Origin of the sequence: Grimontia sp. SpTr1 (genome assembly GCF_947387585.1) — a bacterium.
GTDB classification, from domain to species: Bacteria; Pseudomonadota; Gammaproteobacteria; order Enterobacterales; family Vibrionaceae; genus Enterovibrio; species Enterovibrio indicus.
Genome location: NZ_CANDOD010000009.1, coordinates 178,705 through 194,261, shown reverse-complemented (window position 1 = coordinate 194,261; position 15,557 = coordinate 178,705). Strand labels below are relative to the sequence as shown.

Genomic DNA, 15,557 nt, shown 5'->3' with positions numbered 1-15,557 from the left:
AATATGCACTTTGGGTTGGCGTTTTCTGCATCAAATCTATACTTAAATAAAACACGGAGCCGAAAACTAAATCACTAAGGGTGACGTGTGGTGGCAAAACGCAGGTCTCAAATCATGGAGACAGCGGAGTGGATGACACCTCATTTCGGAGAGGTTGAGCCATCTGACACCAGATTGTCGTATCTATCCATTCAGTCTGGTCTATCGGTTTGCATTTTCGCTAAGCGAGCGCAAAACGGATTTGGGGGAAGACGGAAAGACCCTGTTCTTCATTGAGTTTTATCTGACAGGCGCAGTATTTCGTGAACTGCCTCTGTGGTGGGCAATCCAAATAGGGCTGCACATCAGTAATACTGGGAGATGAACCATGAGCGGAGACGCCCTGATTATTGCGATTTTTTTCGTCACACTGGTTAACATCATGCGCTATCTGAGCTCGCTGCGAACCTTGCTGGTCATGTTGCGGGATGCCAATCCTCTGCTGTATCAACAAGTGGCACGCGGCAACAACTTTTTTGCGCCGCAAGGTGATATCAGCCGCCAGAAGCGACTGTTTCATTACATTCGCAGCCAGGAATATTTGCATCACCACGACGATGCGTTTATTGCCAAATGCAATAAAGTCCGCCACCTTTTCATTCTTTCGACGGCGCTGGTGCTTGCACTGGTTATGTCCCTCTTTTTTGTGGCATTTGCTGGACTTTAAAGCGAGAAAAACCATCGCAAACTCAAATCTCGGAAAACGCTGGCAGATGCCAGCGTTTTTTTTGTTAACCTTCTGAACCAGAACAAACTCATAACGTCGGAGCAGGTTTTGGATAGATTTCTTGCGTGGTGGCAGCAAAGTGCTGAGGGATTCAATTTTGATTGGCTGGAACACGTCGGTCTGATGCTGGGCGCGGCAGCCATTGGCTGGTTGGCGTGGCGACTGGTGTTCAGCAAGCTGGTGGAGGTGTCGAAGAAAACCCGAACCCAATGGGACACCATCGTATTGCAAGCCTTGAGCACACCAATCAGCGTGTTTATCTGGTTGTGGCCATCGACGTTTGCCATTGGCAGCTTGATGGATGCGAGCGCTAAAGTCGGCACAGATTGGCTGAGTATCTCTCGCCGCGTGCTGCTCATCGTTTTGATGCTCTGGGTGATGCTGCGTTTGGTGAATGCTATCGAAGCGTATCTGTCCCAATCGGATAAACGCGATCAGACCACAGTATCCGCCATTGGCCATGTGATGCGCCTGTTGCTTGCTTTCATCGGTGTGCTGACGCTGCTGCAAGAGTTTGGTATCAGCCTGACAGGTCTTCTCACCTTTGGTGGTGTTGGTGGCCTGATTGTCGGTCTGGCGGCGAAAGATTTGCTGTCGAACTTCTTCGGTGGCCTGATGATTTACTTCGACCGGCCTTTCAGCGTCGGCGACTGGATTAACTCACCAGACCGAAACATAGAAGGTACGGTTGAGCGTATTGGTATGCGAATGACCATGATCCGCACGTTTGAAAGCCGCCCGCTTTATGTTCCGAATTCGGTGTTCAGTAATATCGTGGTTCAGAACCCATCAAGAATGCGCAATCGCCGCATCAACGAAACCATCGGTATCCGCTACAAAGATGCGGACAAGATGGGGGTAATCATCGCGGATGTAAAAAAGATGCTGGAGACCCATCCAGACATCGAGCAGAACGCCACCCTGATGGTGAATTTTGATGCGTTTGCGGGCTCATCACTGAACTTCTTTATCTACACCTTCACCAAAACCATCAATTGGGCGCGATACCATGAAGTGAAGCAGGACGTGATGCTGAAAATTGTCGAGATTGTTCATGCACATGGTGCCGACTTTGCCTTCCCGACCCGCACCATCGCCTTTGACCGTGATGATGGCATGGAAGCGCAGATCCCGCTCAATCCCGAATTGGCGCCAGCGCCGGACAAAAACTAGACTGGCTCCAAGGTGCTCGGGCGGCTACAATGCCGCCCGATTTCGTGTAATGGGCAATAAAGATGAAGCAGTATGATGTAGTGATCATTGGCGCAGGCGCAGCAGGCCTGATGTGTGCCGCGCAGGCAGGTAAGCGTGGTCGCAGCGTGCTGGTGGTTGATAACGGCAAAAAACCGGGTCGGAAAATCCTGATCTCCGGCGGTGGCCGCTGCAACTTCACCAACTATGATGTGTCAGCTGCTAACTTCGTCTGCCGTAACAAGCACTTTCCGAAATCTGCCCTGGCACAATACAGCCAGTGGGATTTCTTCTCCATGGTCAACGAATACGGCATTGCGTGGGAAGAGCGTGAGCATGGCCAGCTGTTCTGTATCGACTCCGCCAAAGACATCGTTGAAATGCTGCTGAAAGAGTGCGACCTGCCGACCGTTGAACAGCGTTACCGTTGCGATGTGCATGATATCGAAAAGACCGAAGACGGCTTCATCCTGAAGCTGGATACGGACACGGTAAGCTGCCAGTCACTGGTGGTGGCAACCGGTGGTCTTTCCATGCCGAAGCTCGGTGCGACTCCGTTTGGTTATCAAATCGCTGAGCAGTTCGGGCTGGCACGCATACCGACGGCTGCTGGTCTGGTGCCGTTTACCCTGCATGACAAAGACAAAGCGGCGTTTGCGGATTTGTCCGGTATCGCGATTCCGGTGACTATTACCACCGAAAGCGGCGTACTGTTTAAAGAAAACCTTCTGTTTACTCACCGTGGTTTGTCTGGCCCTGTGGTTCTTCAGGTGAGTTCTTACTGGACGCCGGGCGAGAAAGTGGAGGTCAACCTGCTGCCAGATTTAGACGTGGTGGAAACCATCAACGCCATGCGCGACAAGCATCCCGCACAGAGCCTGAAAAACAGCTTGGCGCGACTGCTGCCAAAGCGTCTGGTGGAAGCCATGATCGAACGTGGTGACATTCAGGATAAGCCTCTTAAGCAGCTAAACCCGAAAGACATTACCGCGCTTGGCGATTATCTGCATCAGTGGCACATCGCACCAAATGGCACCGAAGGCTACCGCACGGCAGAAGTGACGCTGGGCGGTGTGGATACCGACGAGCTTTCATCAAAAACCATGGAAGCCAAGAAAGTCCCGGGACTCTATTTTGTCGGCGAAGTCATGGATGTGTCCGGTTGGCTCGGTGGCTACAACTTCCAATGGGCCTGGAGCTCAGGTTGGGTAGCCGGACAGCACGTTTAAGCTGTATCAATCAATGCATACAAAAACGCTCCCTAATGGGAGCGTTTTGTTTTTTGAGACCTTTCAATCAGAAGAAGTCACGGTAGAGCATGTACAGGTGCGCCGCACTCCATGAGAAGTTAGAAGCCCCCTGAACCGCGCCTGTTTCCGGGTTATAGTTTTCACGAATTGCCCCGTCGGCTGTCATGCCTTCGGCGTTTTCAAACAGCTGATGTGCCATTTGCACTGCTTCCGGACCGTAGCCGTATTTCTCCATCGCTTTTACGCCAAAGTAGAACTGATCCAGCCATACCCGGCCGCGCCAGTAGATGTCTTTACCATAAGCCGGATTGGTCTGGCTCGCGGTAGGCAGGGAAATACCGTAACCCGGGAAGGCATCCGAGGTAGCAAACTCGTCTGGGTCTGTCATCGTGCGGATCACGCTATCAGCCTGCGCCTGGGTAGCTGCGCCGTTAAACAGCGGCCCCCAACCTTCCGGGCCGCGGCCACGTTCGACCAGTGGTTCGCCCGCACAGATGACGCCGTTCTTCTCGTAGGCGGTATCCTTGCCATTTTGATCCACCATGCGGATGTCGTAATAGAAGCCAGTCGCTTCGTCGAACATGCAGGTATTGATGTAAGTTTTGATTTGTTCTGCACCAGTGCGGAACTCTTGTGCGCGCTCTTTACCGTCCACACCAACCGAGACACGCTCAGCCATGTCCGCCAGATAGAAGTTATCTGAGTACATGTAAGAGGCCTGATCAACCGACTCCTGCAACATAGAGAAGCCAAGTAGCGCATTGGTTTCAGCATCGCGGTTTTCACCAAATCGGACCTGCCAGTCTCTTCGGGCGCGTTCCAGATCGCCGTTGTAGGTGTTGTCAGCGTAGGCCTGCAGCTGGTCTTCATATATAAAACCAAAGCGTGCGGCGTTATCCATGCCGGATTCCCAGCCAGCGGCTTCCTGAGCGCCAACATGGAGATCGGAGTAAATCACTTCATCCAGCACACGGTTATAGTTATCCACGCCGATAACCTGATATTGACGCTCGCCATTCACGTTGCCGATCAAGACGGCATCTGCACCGAACTTGGCGCCAAGATCTTCTTTCGTGACCACTTCCACATACATACGGCCATCTTCTGTGTTGTGGGCCGGGTCGACCGCTGCACCGTATTCTGGTACGCCGTTACCGTTGTGATCTCGGTTGGACAGCCACCAGTCGTGGTAAGCAACAAGCTTTGGATACATCTCATCAATCCATGCCTGCGCATCTGCCGGGCGGTTAAACTCATCGCGAAGGGCGTGATAAATCTCCATCACTGCCCAGGCAGCCAATGATGGCTTGGTGTTGCGCTCATTCCAGTTTTCAGAGCCCGCACCACCGCGGGATTCCGGTGCAGTATAAGTCACCACATCCAGCAGGTAGCCTTTGTCCTGAGGGCGGATAACGTCATTCTCCTGCACCTGATACTGGAACACGGTGCGAATGTTTTCCATCGCGACGTCTGGGTTGAAGTGCGCCATGGCATAGGCTTGTTTCCAGGTATCCCAAGGCCAGGTCAAGTTGCCGGAGAACCAGCGTCCCGTGACCGAAGGGGTCACGGTGTCATGCTCTACGTCACCAGCTGCGGCGCGCCAGTTGCTGTTCAGTGTCATCATGGCTTTCACGCCAACACGCTTTTGCGCTTGTGTTGCCTGCTCGTTAGTCAGGCCCTTGCTGAGATACTCCGTCCAGCGCGTCTTTGCCGCTTCCATGTAGGTATCAGGCTTTTTCAGGATGGCTTTGATTTTTGGACTTTCGGCGGCCACTTCTTCGGCGTTATGCAGATGCGAGAAGGTGGTGAAAATGCGGGTGTTTTTGTTGTGCTTCACCTTGATCTTGGCGGTCTCGGTGTACGCAAGACCATCAATGTCAGTGTCGGTTTTGACCGAACGGGCAATCACGAACGCGGAATCTGCATCATTGCGAATCGCCCAGTTGCCTTTCATTTCGTTGCTGGAAATGGTCAGGCCCAGTCTGTTTTTCGTGAGTTTACGGCCGTAATCAGGGTAGAACTCGTCAACGGTTTTTGTCGGCTGGCTCGAAAGGGCATGGGAAAGCAATTCGCCTTGCCATTCAGCAGTGAAATGACGGTTTTTGCCACTTAAATCTTCAAATTTGGTTTCAAGCAAGGATGTGCGGTCGGTGACAAATCGCAGGGTCATGGTCACTTTCAGGCTGGGTGTCGTCAATTCCTGTACCAAGGCGTCCGGCGTACTGTAGATGTTCGCTTGTGCGGATGAAAAATCAATCACCTCGCCGCTTTTGTTGTCAGTCAGTACTAACTTATCGAAGGCTTGATCTGACAGGTAGTGGGCGTATTCCTGCGTGACCTGCATGATGCCGCCTACTGCGCCATAGCCTTTTTCATCGGTAGGCAGCAGGTGGCCATGCCAGGCACCGTTATCGACAAAGGCGTTGTATTTAAGGTTGCTGTAACTGTCGTAGTCACGCAGAAATTGTGGGTCGCCAGTTCGGTCGAGAACGTTAGTGTATTGCTGAAGTAAGTCACTGCTTGAGGGGGCAGCAGTAACAGGGGCGGCAAGTGCCAGTGAAAGCAGGATGGATGCAGAAAGAGGAGCCAATTTAAACGTCATTTTCACACCTGTCAGGTTATCTGCAAAAGGCCAAGACCGGCCTCTTCAATTCGGCGACCATCATAGGAGGAGTACAAAAAGCGATTTGAAATAAAGATCACGGTGAAACGCTTCGTTACCTGAAATTACACCACGGGAGAAGGTGCAAAAAACGCCGCATGTTAACCAGTAGAAATGTCAGATTTTGCGCTGCTGTCAGATCATTTTCCCTAAACAGAAACAGGCTTGGTTATGGCGCTGTTGGAATAAAAAAGTTCGGTGGATGGTTAATGGAAAAGGCGATGAGAGGCCGAATAAAATTGGCGGGAAAGTGGAAGCAAGCTCATTGAATGACAGCCAGTCACTAACGAACTGTGTTTTTCAATCCTCCGTTAGCAATGTCTCCCTGAGCAGAGTAGAAACGGGTTTAGTGTGGCGTTAAATGAAACTGTTGTTCCTAGCTAAAGGAAACCCCGCCAAACGTTTCTTACATTTGGAGGTAGCGAAGACAAAGCCCCGAAAGCGGATGTCTCTTCGAAGCACTTCACGTTGTCTGAAAAGTAGATGGAACCGAAAAGTTTGGGTTGTCTCTCGCACCTGTTGCTACTTCATTACTCTTACTTTGCTGAAAGCCTTTATCCTCGGCACTTTTAAAGGCGAAGAGGGTCACAATGATGCAGGCAGAGAATGGTGATAAATCGATAATTGCTGGCTTTTGGCGCACAAGTGCTTGGGGACTTTCCGATCAGGCGTTGAACCGTTTTATCTGCGAGCTCATTGATATTGGTGTGACCGATTTTGATCATGCCTATGTTTATCGCAGTGAAGAAAGCTTTGGTGAAGCATTGGCGCTCTCACCGACATTACGAAGCCGGGTTAACATCATTACCAAGTGCGGCATTCGAGGTGTAGGCAACGGTGCTCTTGATGCTCGCAGCGTCAGCCATTATGACTCTTCTAAAGAAACTATCCTGTCGTCGGTCGATCATTCGTTGAAAGCGCTTAAAACGGATTATGTCGACACCTTGCTGTTGCACCGTCCAGACTACCTGATGGATGTAGAGGAAGTGAATGATGCATTAAATACACTAAAGCAGCAGGGTAAAGTCCGCCGTTTCGGTGTGTCCAACTTCAGCGTGTCCCAGTTCTCGCTATTACAAGATGCGCTGGATGTGACGTTATGTACCAATCAGTTTGAGTTTTCTCCCTTTCAGACAGAAGCTCTGGACAATGGCCTTTTCGATCAATGCTACCAAAACCGCATCCGTCCAATGATCTGGTCTTGTTTGGGAGGTGGTAGATTGTTTGACCCACAGGATGAGGTCACTCAGCGATTATCAGAAAGCTTGGGTGAGGTGATGGAAGAGGTTGGTGTCTCCTCATTGGCTGAGCTTATCTATGCTTGGGTTCTGGCGATACCTAGCCAGCCAAGAATCATTACCGGCTCCGGAAAAATAGATAACATTCGCCCTTTGGTCGAAGCCAGTAAAGTCTCTTTAAGCAGGGAGCAGTGGTACCAGATATGGACCGCGGCAGTCGGACACGGAGTAAAATAACGGAAGGCGCCAATGGCGCCTTCGTTGTATCTATCTAACGCAAAAACAGCTTAAACATCACTTTCTGCCACCATTTGCCATACGGCGGTGCCATCAGTTTTCCGGGGTTAAGCTTGCCACGCTGGAACACGGTTTTGGCGTGACTGAAAGTGCGGAAGCCTTCAATGCCGTGATAATGCCCCATACCGGATGCACCAACACCGCCGAATGGTGTGTCATCCACCGCGACCTGCATGATGGTGTCATTCACGGCGATAGAGCCGGAATGCGTATGCCTAATGGTGTATTGGATGAAGTTCTGATCAAACGTCATCAGATATAGCGCTAATGGGCGGGGCTGGTGGCGAAGTGCATTAAGCACATCATGCACATCTTGATAGGTGATGATCGGTAGCAAGGGACCGAAAATTTCCTGCTGCATGATGGCGCTGTCTTTCGGCGGGTTGATCACCAGATGAAGCGCCATTTTCCGCGTTTCAGGCAAGATAGCCGGGTCGGCGAGTGGGATGGTGGTGATGCCGCGCTTGTCGGTGTCTTCCATCAAACTTTTCAGGCGCGAGAACTGGCGCTCAGTCACGATGGCGGTGCGGTCATCACTCTGAATGCCTTGTGGGTAAGCTTCATTCCACTTCACGCGCAGCGCTTCGACGAACTCTTCCAGATTGTCTTCGTGCACAAACACATGATCCGGCGCCACGCAGATTTGCCCGGCATTGAGGTTCTTACCAAACAGCATGCGTTCTGCTGCGAGCATGGGGTCGATGTCCGGTCCGACAATCACCGGTGATTTGCCGCCAAGCTCTAACGTTACCGGCGTCAGGTTTTCAGATGCCGCTTTCATCACTTTCTTGCCGACTTCGGTCGAGCCGGTGAACATCAGATGATCAAACGGAAGTCGGGTGAAGGCTTCTGCCACTGATACATCGCCTTCCACGACGCAGACTTTATCGTCATCGAACACTTCGGCCAGCATGGCTTTAACGGCCTGTGCAGTCAGAGGCGTGAACTCACTCATCTTGAGCATCACTCGGTTTCCGGCGGCAATTGCTGTCATCAGTGGAATGAGGCTTAGAGTGATGGGGAAGTTCCACGGTACGATAATGCCAACCACGCCAAGCGGCTGATAGTGCACTTCAACTTTGGCAGGAGTGATGAGCAATCCCGCGGAGCGGCGCGATGGTTTCATCCAGCGTTTCAGCTTGCGCTTGGTGTAATGCAACATTTGGAAGCAGGGAAGGATGTCCGCCATCAGTGAATCGGTGCGGCTGCGATGCCCGTAATCCTGAGACAGGGCATCGACGATGGTGTCAGCGTGTTTTTTCAATGCCTTTTGCAGATGCTTCAAATCCCGAATGCGTTCGGCATAAGCGGGGTCGGGATCTTGGGTGGTCTTGGCGACCAGTTTGGCAAATTGCGATTCCAGTTCGCTGATCTGCTGTTCAGCAGGGATACCAGTTGTCATCGAAACCACGCTCATCTGCAAATCCTTTCTTATTGATTACCTTTTTAACATTAAGGTCTGACCAGATTCTGTGCAAGTTTCTCCATCACAGCTTTTGTAACGATTGATGTTGTCTATCCGCTTCAAATACTTGCATAAATCTATCGAAGTATTGGCCTACTGCCGCAGCGTTCTCGGTTTCTCCCATGGCGTCCAGCAGCACCATGCCGACTTCGCAGGTACAAAGAGAACCTTCGGGCTGATTGCGGCGCAGGGCATAGCGGGTGCTGAGCCCTTCAGGCAGTGTGACCATAGGCACATCCTCAAGCCATGGGCTTTGGCGCAGCATCTTCCGTGCCTGCTGCCAGGTTGCATCGATAATAATGAAGTGAATCGGCTTGGCTTCCGGTTTGGACGTCGTGCGGCTGACTGCCTTTTCAAGCGCAATCGCTCCCTCACCCGGAAACACCAGGTACGGCTGTGCAGCCGGGTCGGCAAGCAGTGTGAGTAATTCCAATGGCGGCGTTTTGCGTTGCCAGACGTGGCGTCTGCAATGCGGCAGCGCATTTTCCAGCAGCTGACCGGTATTGGTGGCGCGCCCGGTTTCTGTTTCGTGCATTAATAGCTCGATACGCACTTGGCTATCGAGCTTTGGCACGGCCTCGCACAGGCAGTTATAGTGAAAACCGCAAGATGGGCAGGGCGTTGGCTTTTCTGCCATTCGGGATACCTTTTCCATTTATTTCAGCTCAACACCTTCTTGCTGCGGATAAATACCGTCAGCGAAAAGGTAAGGGTCGGCGCTGTCTGGCAACAGTACTTCCGGTGCCACTGAAGGGTTGCCCGGATAGCGTTTGCCATTAAATTCAAGCACGCGGGAAGAGGCTTTTGCACCGCCTCCGCCAACCGGCATGATGAGATCGTGCCAGCCGTTGCTGGTGGATTGGCTCATCTGAAACGGCAGATGAACCAGCGTGATGCGGCTGTTGAAGCGCCAGACATTGCTGTCATTGTTAAACACCAAAAGGGTACAGCCGCCTGTGCCGCACCAGTCGGTGAATATCATCAACTCATCCTGCAGGTCACCATTGAGATCTTGTGTCAGCCAACGATAGCGGGTGCCCGCCGCCTGCTTCACACCTTCCTCGCCAAGATACGCCTTAAAAGCCGCATCAACTTTCTCGTTAAAGGAGGCAGAGCCTTCCACACCACCGGAAATGACAGGCTTCTGGTTGCCGACCATCAAAGAGAGCGCGAGTCCCTCCGGTCCCAGGCTGTATTCGCGGCCGTTGATGATTTCTTTTTCTGCTTTCAGGGTAAAGCCGCTACGGGTGAAAAGGCGCTCACTGACCAGATATTGTCCTTGATGGCGGGTCATCATCACCTGAACCTTGCTATCGCTAACCTGTTGCCAGATACCGGTTTCCACAACCGCATCTTCGCCTGCCTGCTCATAGCGGGTTGTGGCCGTATGGTCGGGATTGAGCACTAAGGTGGTGGTGAGTGACTGGCCGCCAAGGTTGGTCATGCCCTGATAATCACCGACCCAGCCGAGTGTCGGGTCATCCGCCGAGAGCGTCGCGCAGCCCGTCAGGGTTTTGTTGCCTCTGGTGAAGGTTGAACGCCAGCCATAAATGCTATCGCTCATGGTGTCATTGCAAAGTTCTGGGCGAAGTGTGAGTGTCGCGCCATTGGCCTGATAGATTCGGGCAGCTGGAGAAATATCTCGGCCAGTTAGGGTGAATGTCTCCGCTTCATAGCCGAGTTGTTGGTAATTGAGCGTATTGCCTTCTAGAGACACTGACCAGAACGGCTCATTGCCGGACGCTACGGTGCGGTTTCTCATTTGGTTGCATCCATCGATTTCTGCCGACATCAGGTTCAGTTGAGTCACCTTGAACGTTGCTGGGTAATCCGCCGCAAAGCCATCCATAGAGGGTTTTACGAATTCGCCAATCACTTCGCCATACACACTTTGGTAAGGCTCCATGGTCAGCGCCTGACCTTCTTGATTGAGCAAGTCCGGCAGTTGCAGCCAGTATTGAGTGTTGCTGCCACAAGGTGTGATGGCGCGGACTTCATGCCCGAGGGTGACTTCACCGCGCAGCATAAAGCGCTGGGGTTGAATCCCTGCCACTTTAGCAATCTCCTGCTGTGGGTTTAAATCGTCAGAGTTACCGAGCTCGACTGGGCCTGATGGTGTTTGGCTGCAGGCAGAAAGCAAGGCGGCAGCAGAGAGCAGACCCAGCACGTGGGAAAGGCGGCGTTTTTGGATAATCAACGGAGATTCCTCTTCTCATTCAAAGCCCAACGGGGTACAACTTTGGAAAAACCAAAAGCTGAAACGGGGAAATTATGGCGTATTGGCTGATGAAAACCGAGCCCGATACCTTTTCTATAGACACCTTAAAACAACAAAAGGTCTCTTGCTGGGAAGGTGTGCGAAATTATCAGGCACGAAACATGATGCGTGATGGGATGAAGCTTGGCGATAAAGTGTTTATTTACCACTCTTCTTGTAAGGATGTGGGTGTGGTGGGTATCGCGGAAGTGGTGAAAGAAGCTTATCCCGATCATTTCCAGTTCGACCCGGAAAGTGCCTATTTTGATCCCAAAAGCTCGCCGGACAATCCCCGTTGGATCATGGTGGATCTGGAATACCGACAACACCTGAAATATGTCTCTTTGGCACGCATCAAAGCGAATCCGGCACTGGAAGAGTTGCCGCTGGTAAAGAAGGGCAGTCGCCTGAGCATCATGCCGGTGACCGACGCGCAGTGGGATGAAATTATCGCAATGTCTGAAAAACGGCCATAAAAAAACGGCAGCGAGGGGGAGCGCTGCCGTTTGGCTATCTACTTAGCGGCGTTGTTAGCCCAGTAGATGAGTTTCCAAGTAACGGGCAACCGCTTCTTCGGCGTTGCTGCCAATCACTTCATTGTCCGGCAAGGTCGCTTTCACGCGCGGGTGTGCTGTTTCCATGATGAGGCCTTTCTTCGCAGCACTCAGCATTTCCACGTCATTCATACCATCACCAAACGCGATGCACTCGTTCAGGCTGAAACCTTTGATTTCTGCTACTGCTTTCAGCGCCTCACCTTTCGACACGCCAGATGCCATCACTTCCAGGCAGAATGGGGTAGAAAACGCCACGCTAACTTTATCGCCAAAGGTTTCGATGAATTTTTGCTCGTAACCCATCAGGTAATCGTGGTCGTGGCGGATGAAGAAGATTTTCGCCACGTCATCAACTGGTGGGTTTTCCACATCGAACTCTTTGAAGCTGAAGCCGGAATCTTTGTGGTATTCCGATAAGTCTTCGTCAACGCGGCTCAGCAACCAGTCATTTTCGCGGTAGATGTGAATCGTCACGGTTTCGTCGTCTTTCACCATTTCCACCAGTTGAGCAACCAATGCAGGGTCAACATTACGGCTGAAGATCAGCTTGTCATTTTCGTCATGCACGCGGGCACCGTTAGAGGTGATCATGCAGGCTGGAATACCCACACCTTCGCGAATATGTGCCACATCGATGTGGTGACGGCCAGTGGCAAACACGAAGTGTTCGCCTTTTACGTGAAGGCGCTGAAGTACATCGCGGGTAAAAGGTGCGATGGTGTGTTCAGGAGTAAGTAGAGTGCCGTCGAGATCAGATGCAACGATTTTGTACATGGATACCTCAATAGGAGAGAAGATGTTTTAAACACTTCTTCAGTGTATCCGGAAAAAGGGGAAATAAAAGGGATCAAAATGCCGGCCAATTTTTCCGCTTTAGGAAAAAACTGACCGGAAATTTAGATAGGCTTATGCGGTTTGTTCTAGCTCGGTTTCTTCACTGAGCGAGTCGAAAAATGTCAGAGCCAATGTCAGTGATTTATCGCGGGTCACGTCGCGCTCGAACAAGAGTTCATGGCGGGAGTCGGCCAGAATTTCGAACTGAATCGGCAGGCCTGCTGCCTGACGCTCACGGTGGAATTGGAACATCACGCCATTGCAGACAATCTCATCACGTGCGGCTTGCATTAGCAGGATTGGCATATCGATGTCAGTGGCGGTTTTTACGGCGCGCTCGCAGGCGTCCATACTTTGCCAAATCCACTGCGCGCTCGGGCCACCCACCTTTAGTGTCTCGTCACTTTCATACAGTTCGCGGAACCACTGATAACGTGCTTCAGATTGCGTCAGCAGGTTGTGCTTGAAAGGCTTTGCCCAATACGGCACCTGACCCGGCGCGAAACCAGCTGGGTGCTGGAGCTTAGACAGCACTTTACACAGCGGCTTGGCAGCCATTTGCAAAGGGCGTGACAAGTTAATGCCGAGCATGGGTGCGCTGAGCGCAATCGCATCAATGGCATTGGGTTTACGCGCAGCATAAAGCACAGAAATAGCACCACCCATGGAATGGGCAAGGATCATGCGCTGGCTGTGTGTCTTGGTGGTGACGACTTCATTGATAAAGGTATCGAGGTCGTCAACGTAATGGTCGAACTCCACCACATGGCCGATATCTGAACCTGTCACCAGACGCTGGCTGTGGCCCTGACCACGGTGGTCATAGCTGTAAACATCAAAGCCTTGGTTGAAGAGGTCGAAAAAAATTTCCTGATATTTCGCCACCCCCTCAATACGCCCATTGACCACCACAATCGCGCGGGTGTGCTCGGGCTTGGTAAAGGCGCACCAGTTCAAACGCAGGCCATCATGGCCGACGAATTCACCGTGCTGACGGTTCGCCCAAAACGGGGCAATCACCTTTTCCATGGTCTCGGTTAGCGCATCCTCGCGGGAAAATAAAAAAGGGTGTTCAATTGGCATGTGGAATCCGGCGTTGTTTTCTTATTAGCATATCACTTAATGGCAAACAGACCCGAGTTTATGGCGTTTTCACTCAGGTTAATAAAGGATTCTATCAGCGGGTGAAACGTCACGCATAACGTAAAAGAAAAACAGCCGGTCAAGACCGGCTGTTTAGGGAAGAGAGTTTCACACTTACTGTTGGAAGTTGAAATAGGTCTCAGCGCCCGGACCGACTGGGAAGCCTGCCACGAATACCCACAGGTAGAAGAACACGCTCCAGCCCGCCAGAAACACCAGTGTGTATGGCAGCATGGTGGCAATCAAAGTACCGATACCCAAGTCACGCTTATATCTTGCTGCGACTGCCAGAATCAGGCCGAAGTAACTCATCATCGGGGTGATAAGGTTGGTCACTGAATCACCGATACGGTAAGCCGCCTGAATAGTCTCCGGCGCGTAGCCAACCAGCATCAGCATAGGGACGAAGATTGGCGCGGTAACTGCCCATTGTGCTGACGCCGAACCCAAAGTCAGGTTGATGATGCCGCACATGATGATGAAGGCGAAGAACAGCATTGGGCCTGTCAGACCGATGCTTTGAAGGAAGTCTGCACCACCGACTGCAATCACCTGACCAAAGTTGGTCCATTTGAACAGAGCAACGAATTGCGCCGCGAAGAACACCAGTACGATGTACAGACCCATGGCGCTGATGGATTTCGCCATCGCATCAATCACGTCGCGGTCGTTCTTCATGGTGCCGACAGTCTTACCATAAACAAAACCAGGAATCGCAAAGAACACCAGAATGAAGGCCACGATGCCTTTCAGGAACGGAGAGCCTGCCACTTCACCGGTTTCCGGGTGACGCAGGATGCCCCACTCAGGCACGATGGTCAGCGCCAGCACGGCTGATACTGCCAGTGCAGCGATACCTGCATTACGCATACCGCGCTTCTCAATCGCAGTCACTTTACCCGCTTCTTTGGCCTCGAAATCTTCCGCTGCCATCGATTGGTCGTATTTGCCCAGTTTCGGCTCAACGATTTTCTCAGTCACCAAGGCACCCAGAATGGTGATGAGGAAGGTGGAGGCAAACATGAAGTACCAGTTTGCTTCAGGGCCAACCGTGTAAGTTGGGTCAATCATCTGTGCCGAGGTTTCAGTAATGCCTGACAGCAGCGGGTCAACGGTACCCAGTAGCAGGTTCGCTGAATAGCCGCCGGATACGCCCGCAAATGCTGCAGCCAGACCCGCCAGTGGGTGACGACCCAAAGAGTGGAAGATCATCGCTGCCAGTGGGATCAGTACCACATAGCCAAGCTCAGAAGCGGTGTTAGAGATGATACCTGCGAATACCACGGTCAGTGTGACCATACGGCGAGAGGCGCCCATCACCATAGAACGCATGGTGGCAGACAGCAGGCCTGAGTGCTCAGCAACCGCCACACCCATCATGGCAACCAGCACGGTACCTAGTGGCGCAAAGCCGGTGAAGTTTTTCACCAGGTTGGTAACGATAAGTTGCACGCCTTCGGCATTTAGCAGGCTGTTGACGTAAATCATGCCATCGGCAGCTCGGCCTGCTGCACCTTCCGGACGAGGGTCAGCGACAGAAAGGCCAAAATAGCCGGCGATACCCGATGCAAAGAAAATGATCACACACAGAATGGCAAACAGGGTTACCGGGTGAGGAAGAAGGTTGCCGAGGAATTCGACGGTATCGAGAAAACGGGAAAAAAACGACTTGTTCGGCTTCCCGCCAGATTGTTGTTGCGAAGCTGATGACTGCATCAGATCCTCCATGTCATACAACGGTCCATTTAATTGAAAAGCATCCTAGGTCATAAAAATGTCACTTTGCAATACTTGATGCTATTAAACATGACTTTTGTAGGTATAAAAATTAACAATAAATTAATAAATGGTGGTTAATATTGTTTGTTTTATATTCGGATTGATGGAAATGTCACCG

The 15,557-nt window shown here is 51.7% G+C and carries 13 protein-coding genes; 6 read left to right on the top strand and 7 right to left on the bottom strand.

Annotated features, from left to right (window positions below):
• Positions 1-154 precede the first annotated feature (154 nt).
• From QL223_RS14535 to QL223_RS14520, 4 genes are all read left to right on the top strand, one after another.
• The gene (locus QL223_RS14535; protein ID WP_281545129.1) at positions 155-364 is read left to right on the top strand and encodes a hypothetical protein; all 210 of its coding nucleotides are present in this window, start codon (positions 155-157) and stop codon (positions 362-364) included.
• A gap of 3 nt (positions 365-367) precedes the next feature.
• Entirely contained in the window at positions 368-706 is a 339-nt protein-coding gene (gene uspB, locus QL223_RS14530; RefSeq protein ID WP_002535458.1) for a universal stress protein UspB, read from the top strand.
• 108 nt (positions 707-814) lie between these two features.
• Positions 815-1,939, top strand: coding sequence for a mechanosensitive ion channel family protein (locus tag QL223_RS14525; RefSeq protein ID WP_281545128.1), 1,125 nt, complete (start codon positions 815-817; stop codon positions 1,937-1,939).
• A gap of 62 nt (positions 1,940-2,001) precedes the next feature.
• Positions 2,002-3,186: an NAD(P)/FAD-dependent oxidoreductase gene (locus tag QL223_RS14520; protein WP_281545127.1), complete on the top strand. Its 1,185-nt coding sequence runs from the start codon at positions 2,002-2,004 to the stop codon at positions 3,184-3,186.
• A 67-nt stretch (positions 3,187-3,253) separates the two neighbouring features.
• Here the strand turns inward: QL223_RS14520 and ygjK are convergent, their stop codons facing one another.
• Positions 3,254-5,809: an alpha-glucosidase gene (gene ygjK / locus QL223_RS14515; RefSeq protein WP_281545126.1), complete on the bottom strand. Its 2,556-nt coding sequence runs from the start codon at positions 5,807-5,809 to the stop codon at positions 3,254-3,256.
• Positions 5,810-6,459: 650 nt separating this feature from the next.
• Between ygjK and QL223_RS14510 the strand changes: the two genes are divergently transcribed.
• Complete coding sequence (locus tag QL223_RS14510; RefSeq protein WP_281545125.1) at positions 6,460-7,344, top strand: aldo/keto reductase; 885 nt, start codon at positions 6,460-6,462, stop codon at positions 7,342-7,344.
• Positions 7,345-7,378: 34 nt separating this feature from the next.
• On the opposite strand, the gene QL223_RS14505 is transcribed toward QL223_RS14510, so the two are convergent.
• From QL223_RS14505 to QL223_RS14495, 3 genes are all read right to left on the bottom strand, one after another.
• The gene (locus QL223_RS14505) at positions 7,379-8,821 is read right to left on the bottom strand and encodes a coniferyl aldehyde dehydrogenase (protein ID WP_281545124.1); all 1,443 of its coding nucleotides are present in this window, start codon (positions 8,819-8,821) and stop codon (positions 7,379-7,381) included.
• A gap of 70 nt (positions 8,822-8,891) precedes the next feature.
• Entirely contained in the window at positions 8,892-9,524 is a 633-nt protein-coding gene (locus QL223_RS14500) for a DTW domain-containing protein (RefSeq protein WP_281545123.1), read from the bottom strand.
• A complete protein-coding gene (locus QL223_RS14495; RefSeq protein ID WP_281545122.1) occupies positions 9,525-11,066 on the bottom strand; it encodes a hypothetical protein in 1,542 nt (513 codons plus the stop codon).
• Between the two features lie 74 nt (positions 11,067-11,140).
• Between QL223_RS14495 and QL223_RS14490 the strand changes: the two genes are divergently transcribed.
• Positions 11,141-11,602, top strand: coding sequence for an EVE domain-containing protein (locus tag QL223_RS14490; RefSeq protein WP_281545121.1), 462 nt, complete (start codon positions 11,141-11,143; stop codon positions 11,600-11,602).
• 54 nt (positions 11,603-11,656) lie between these two features.
• On the opposite strand, the gene QL223_RS14485 is transcribed toward QL223_RS14490, so the two are convergent.
• From QL223_RS14485 to QL223_RS14475, 3 genes are all read right to left on the bottom strand, one after another.
• A complete protein-coding gene (locus QL223_RS14485; RefSeq protein ID WP_281545120.1) occupies positions 11,657-12,457 on the bottom strand; it encodes a Cof-type HAD-IIB family hydrolase in 801 nt (266 codons plus the stop codon).
• 132 nt (positions 12,458-12,589) lie between these two features.
• Positions 12,590-13,600 (bottom strand): alpha/beta fold hydrolase, encoded by a 1,011-nt coding sequence (locus tag QL223_RS14480; RefSeq protein ID WP_281545119.1) that lies wholly within the window; start codon positions 13,598-13,600, stop codon positions 12,590-12,592.
• A 174-nt stretch (positions 13,601-13,774) separates the two neighbouring features.
• Complete coding sequence (locus tag QL223_RS14475; protein ID WP_046303400.1) at positions 13,775-15,376, bottom strand: AbgT family transporter; 1,602 nt, start codon at positions 15,374-15,376, stop codon at positions 13,775-13,777.
• Positions 15,377-15,557 lie beyond the last annotated feature (181 nt).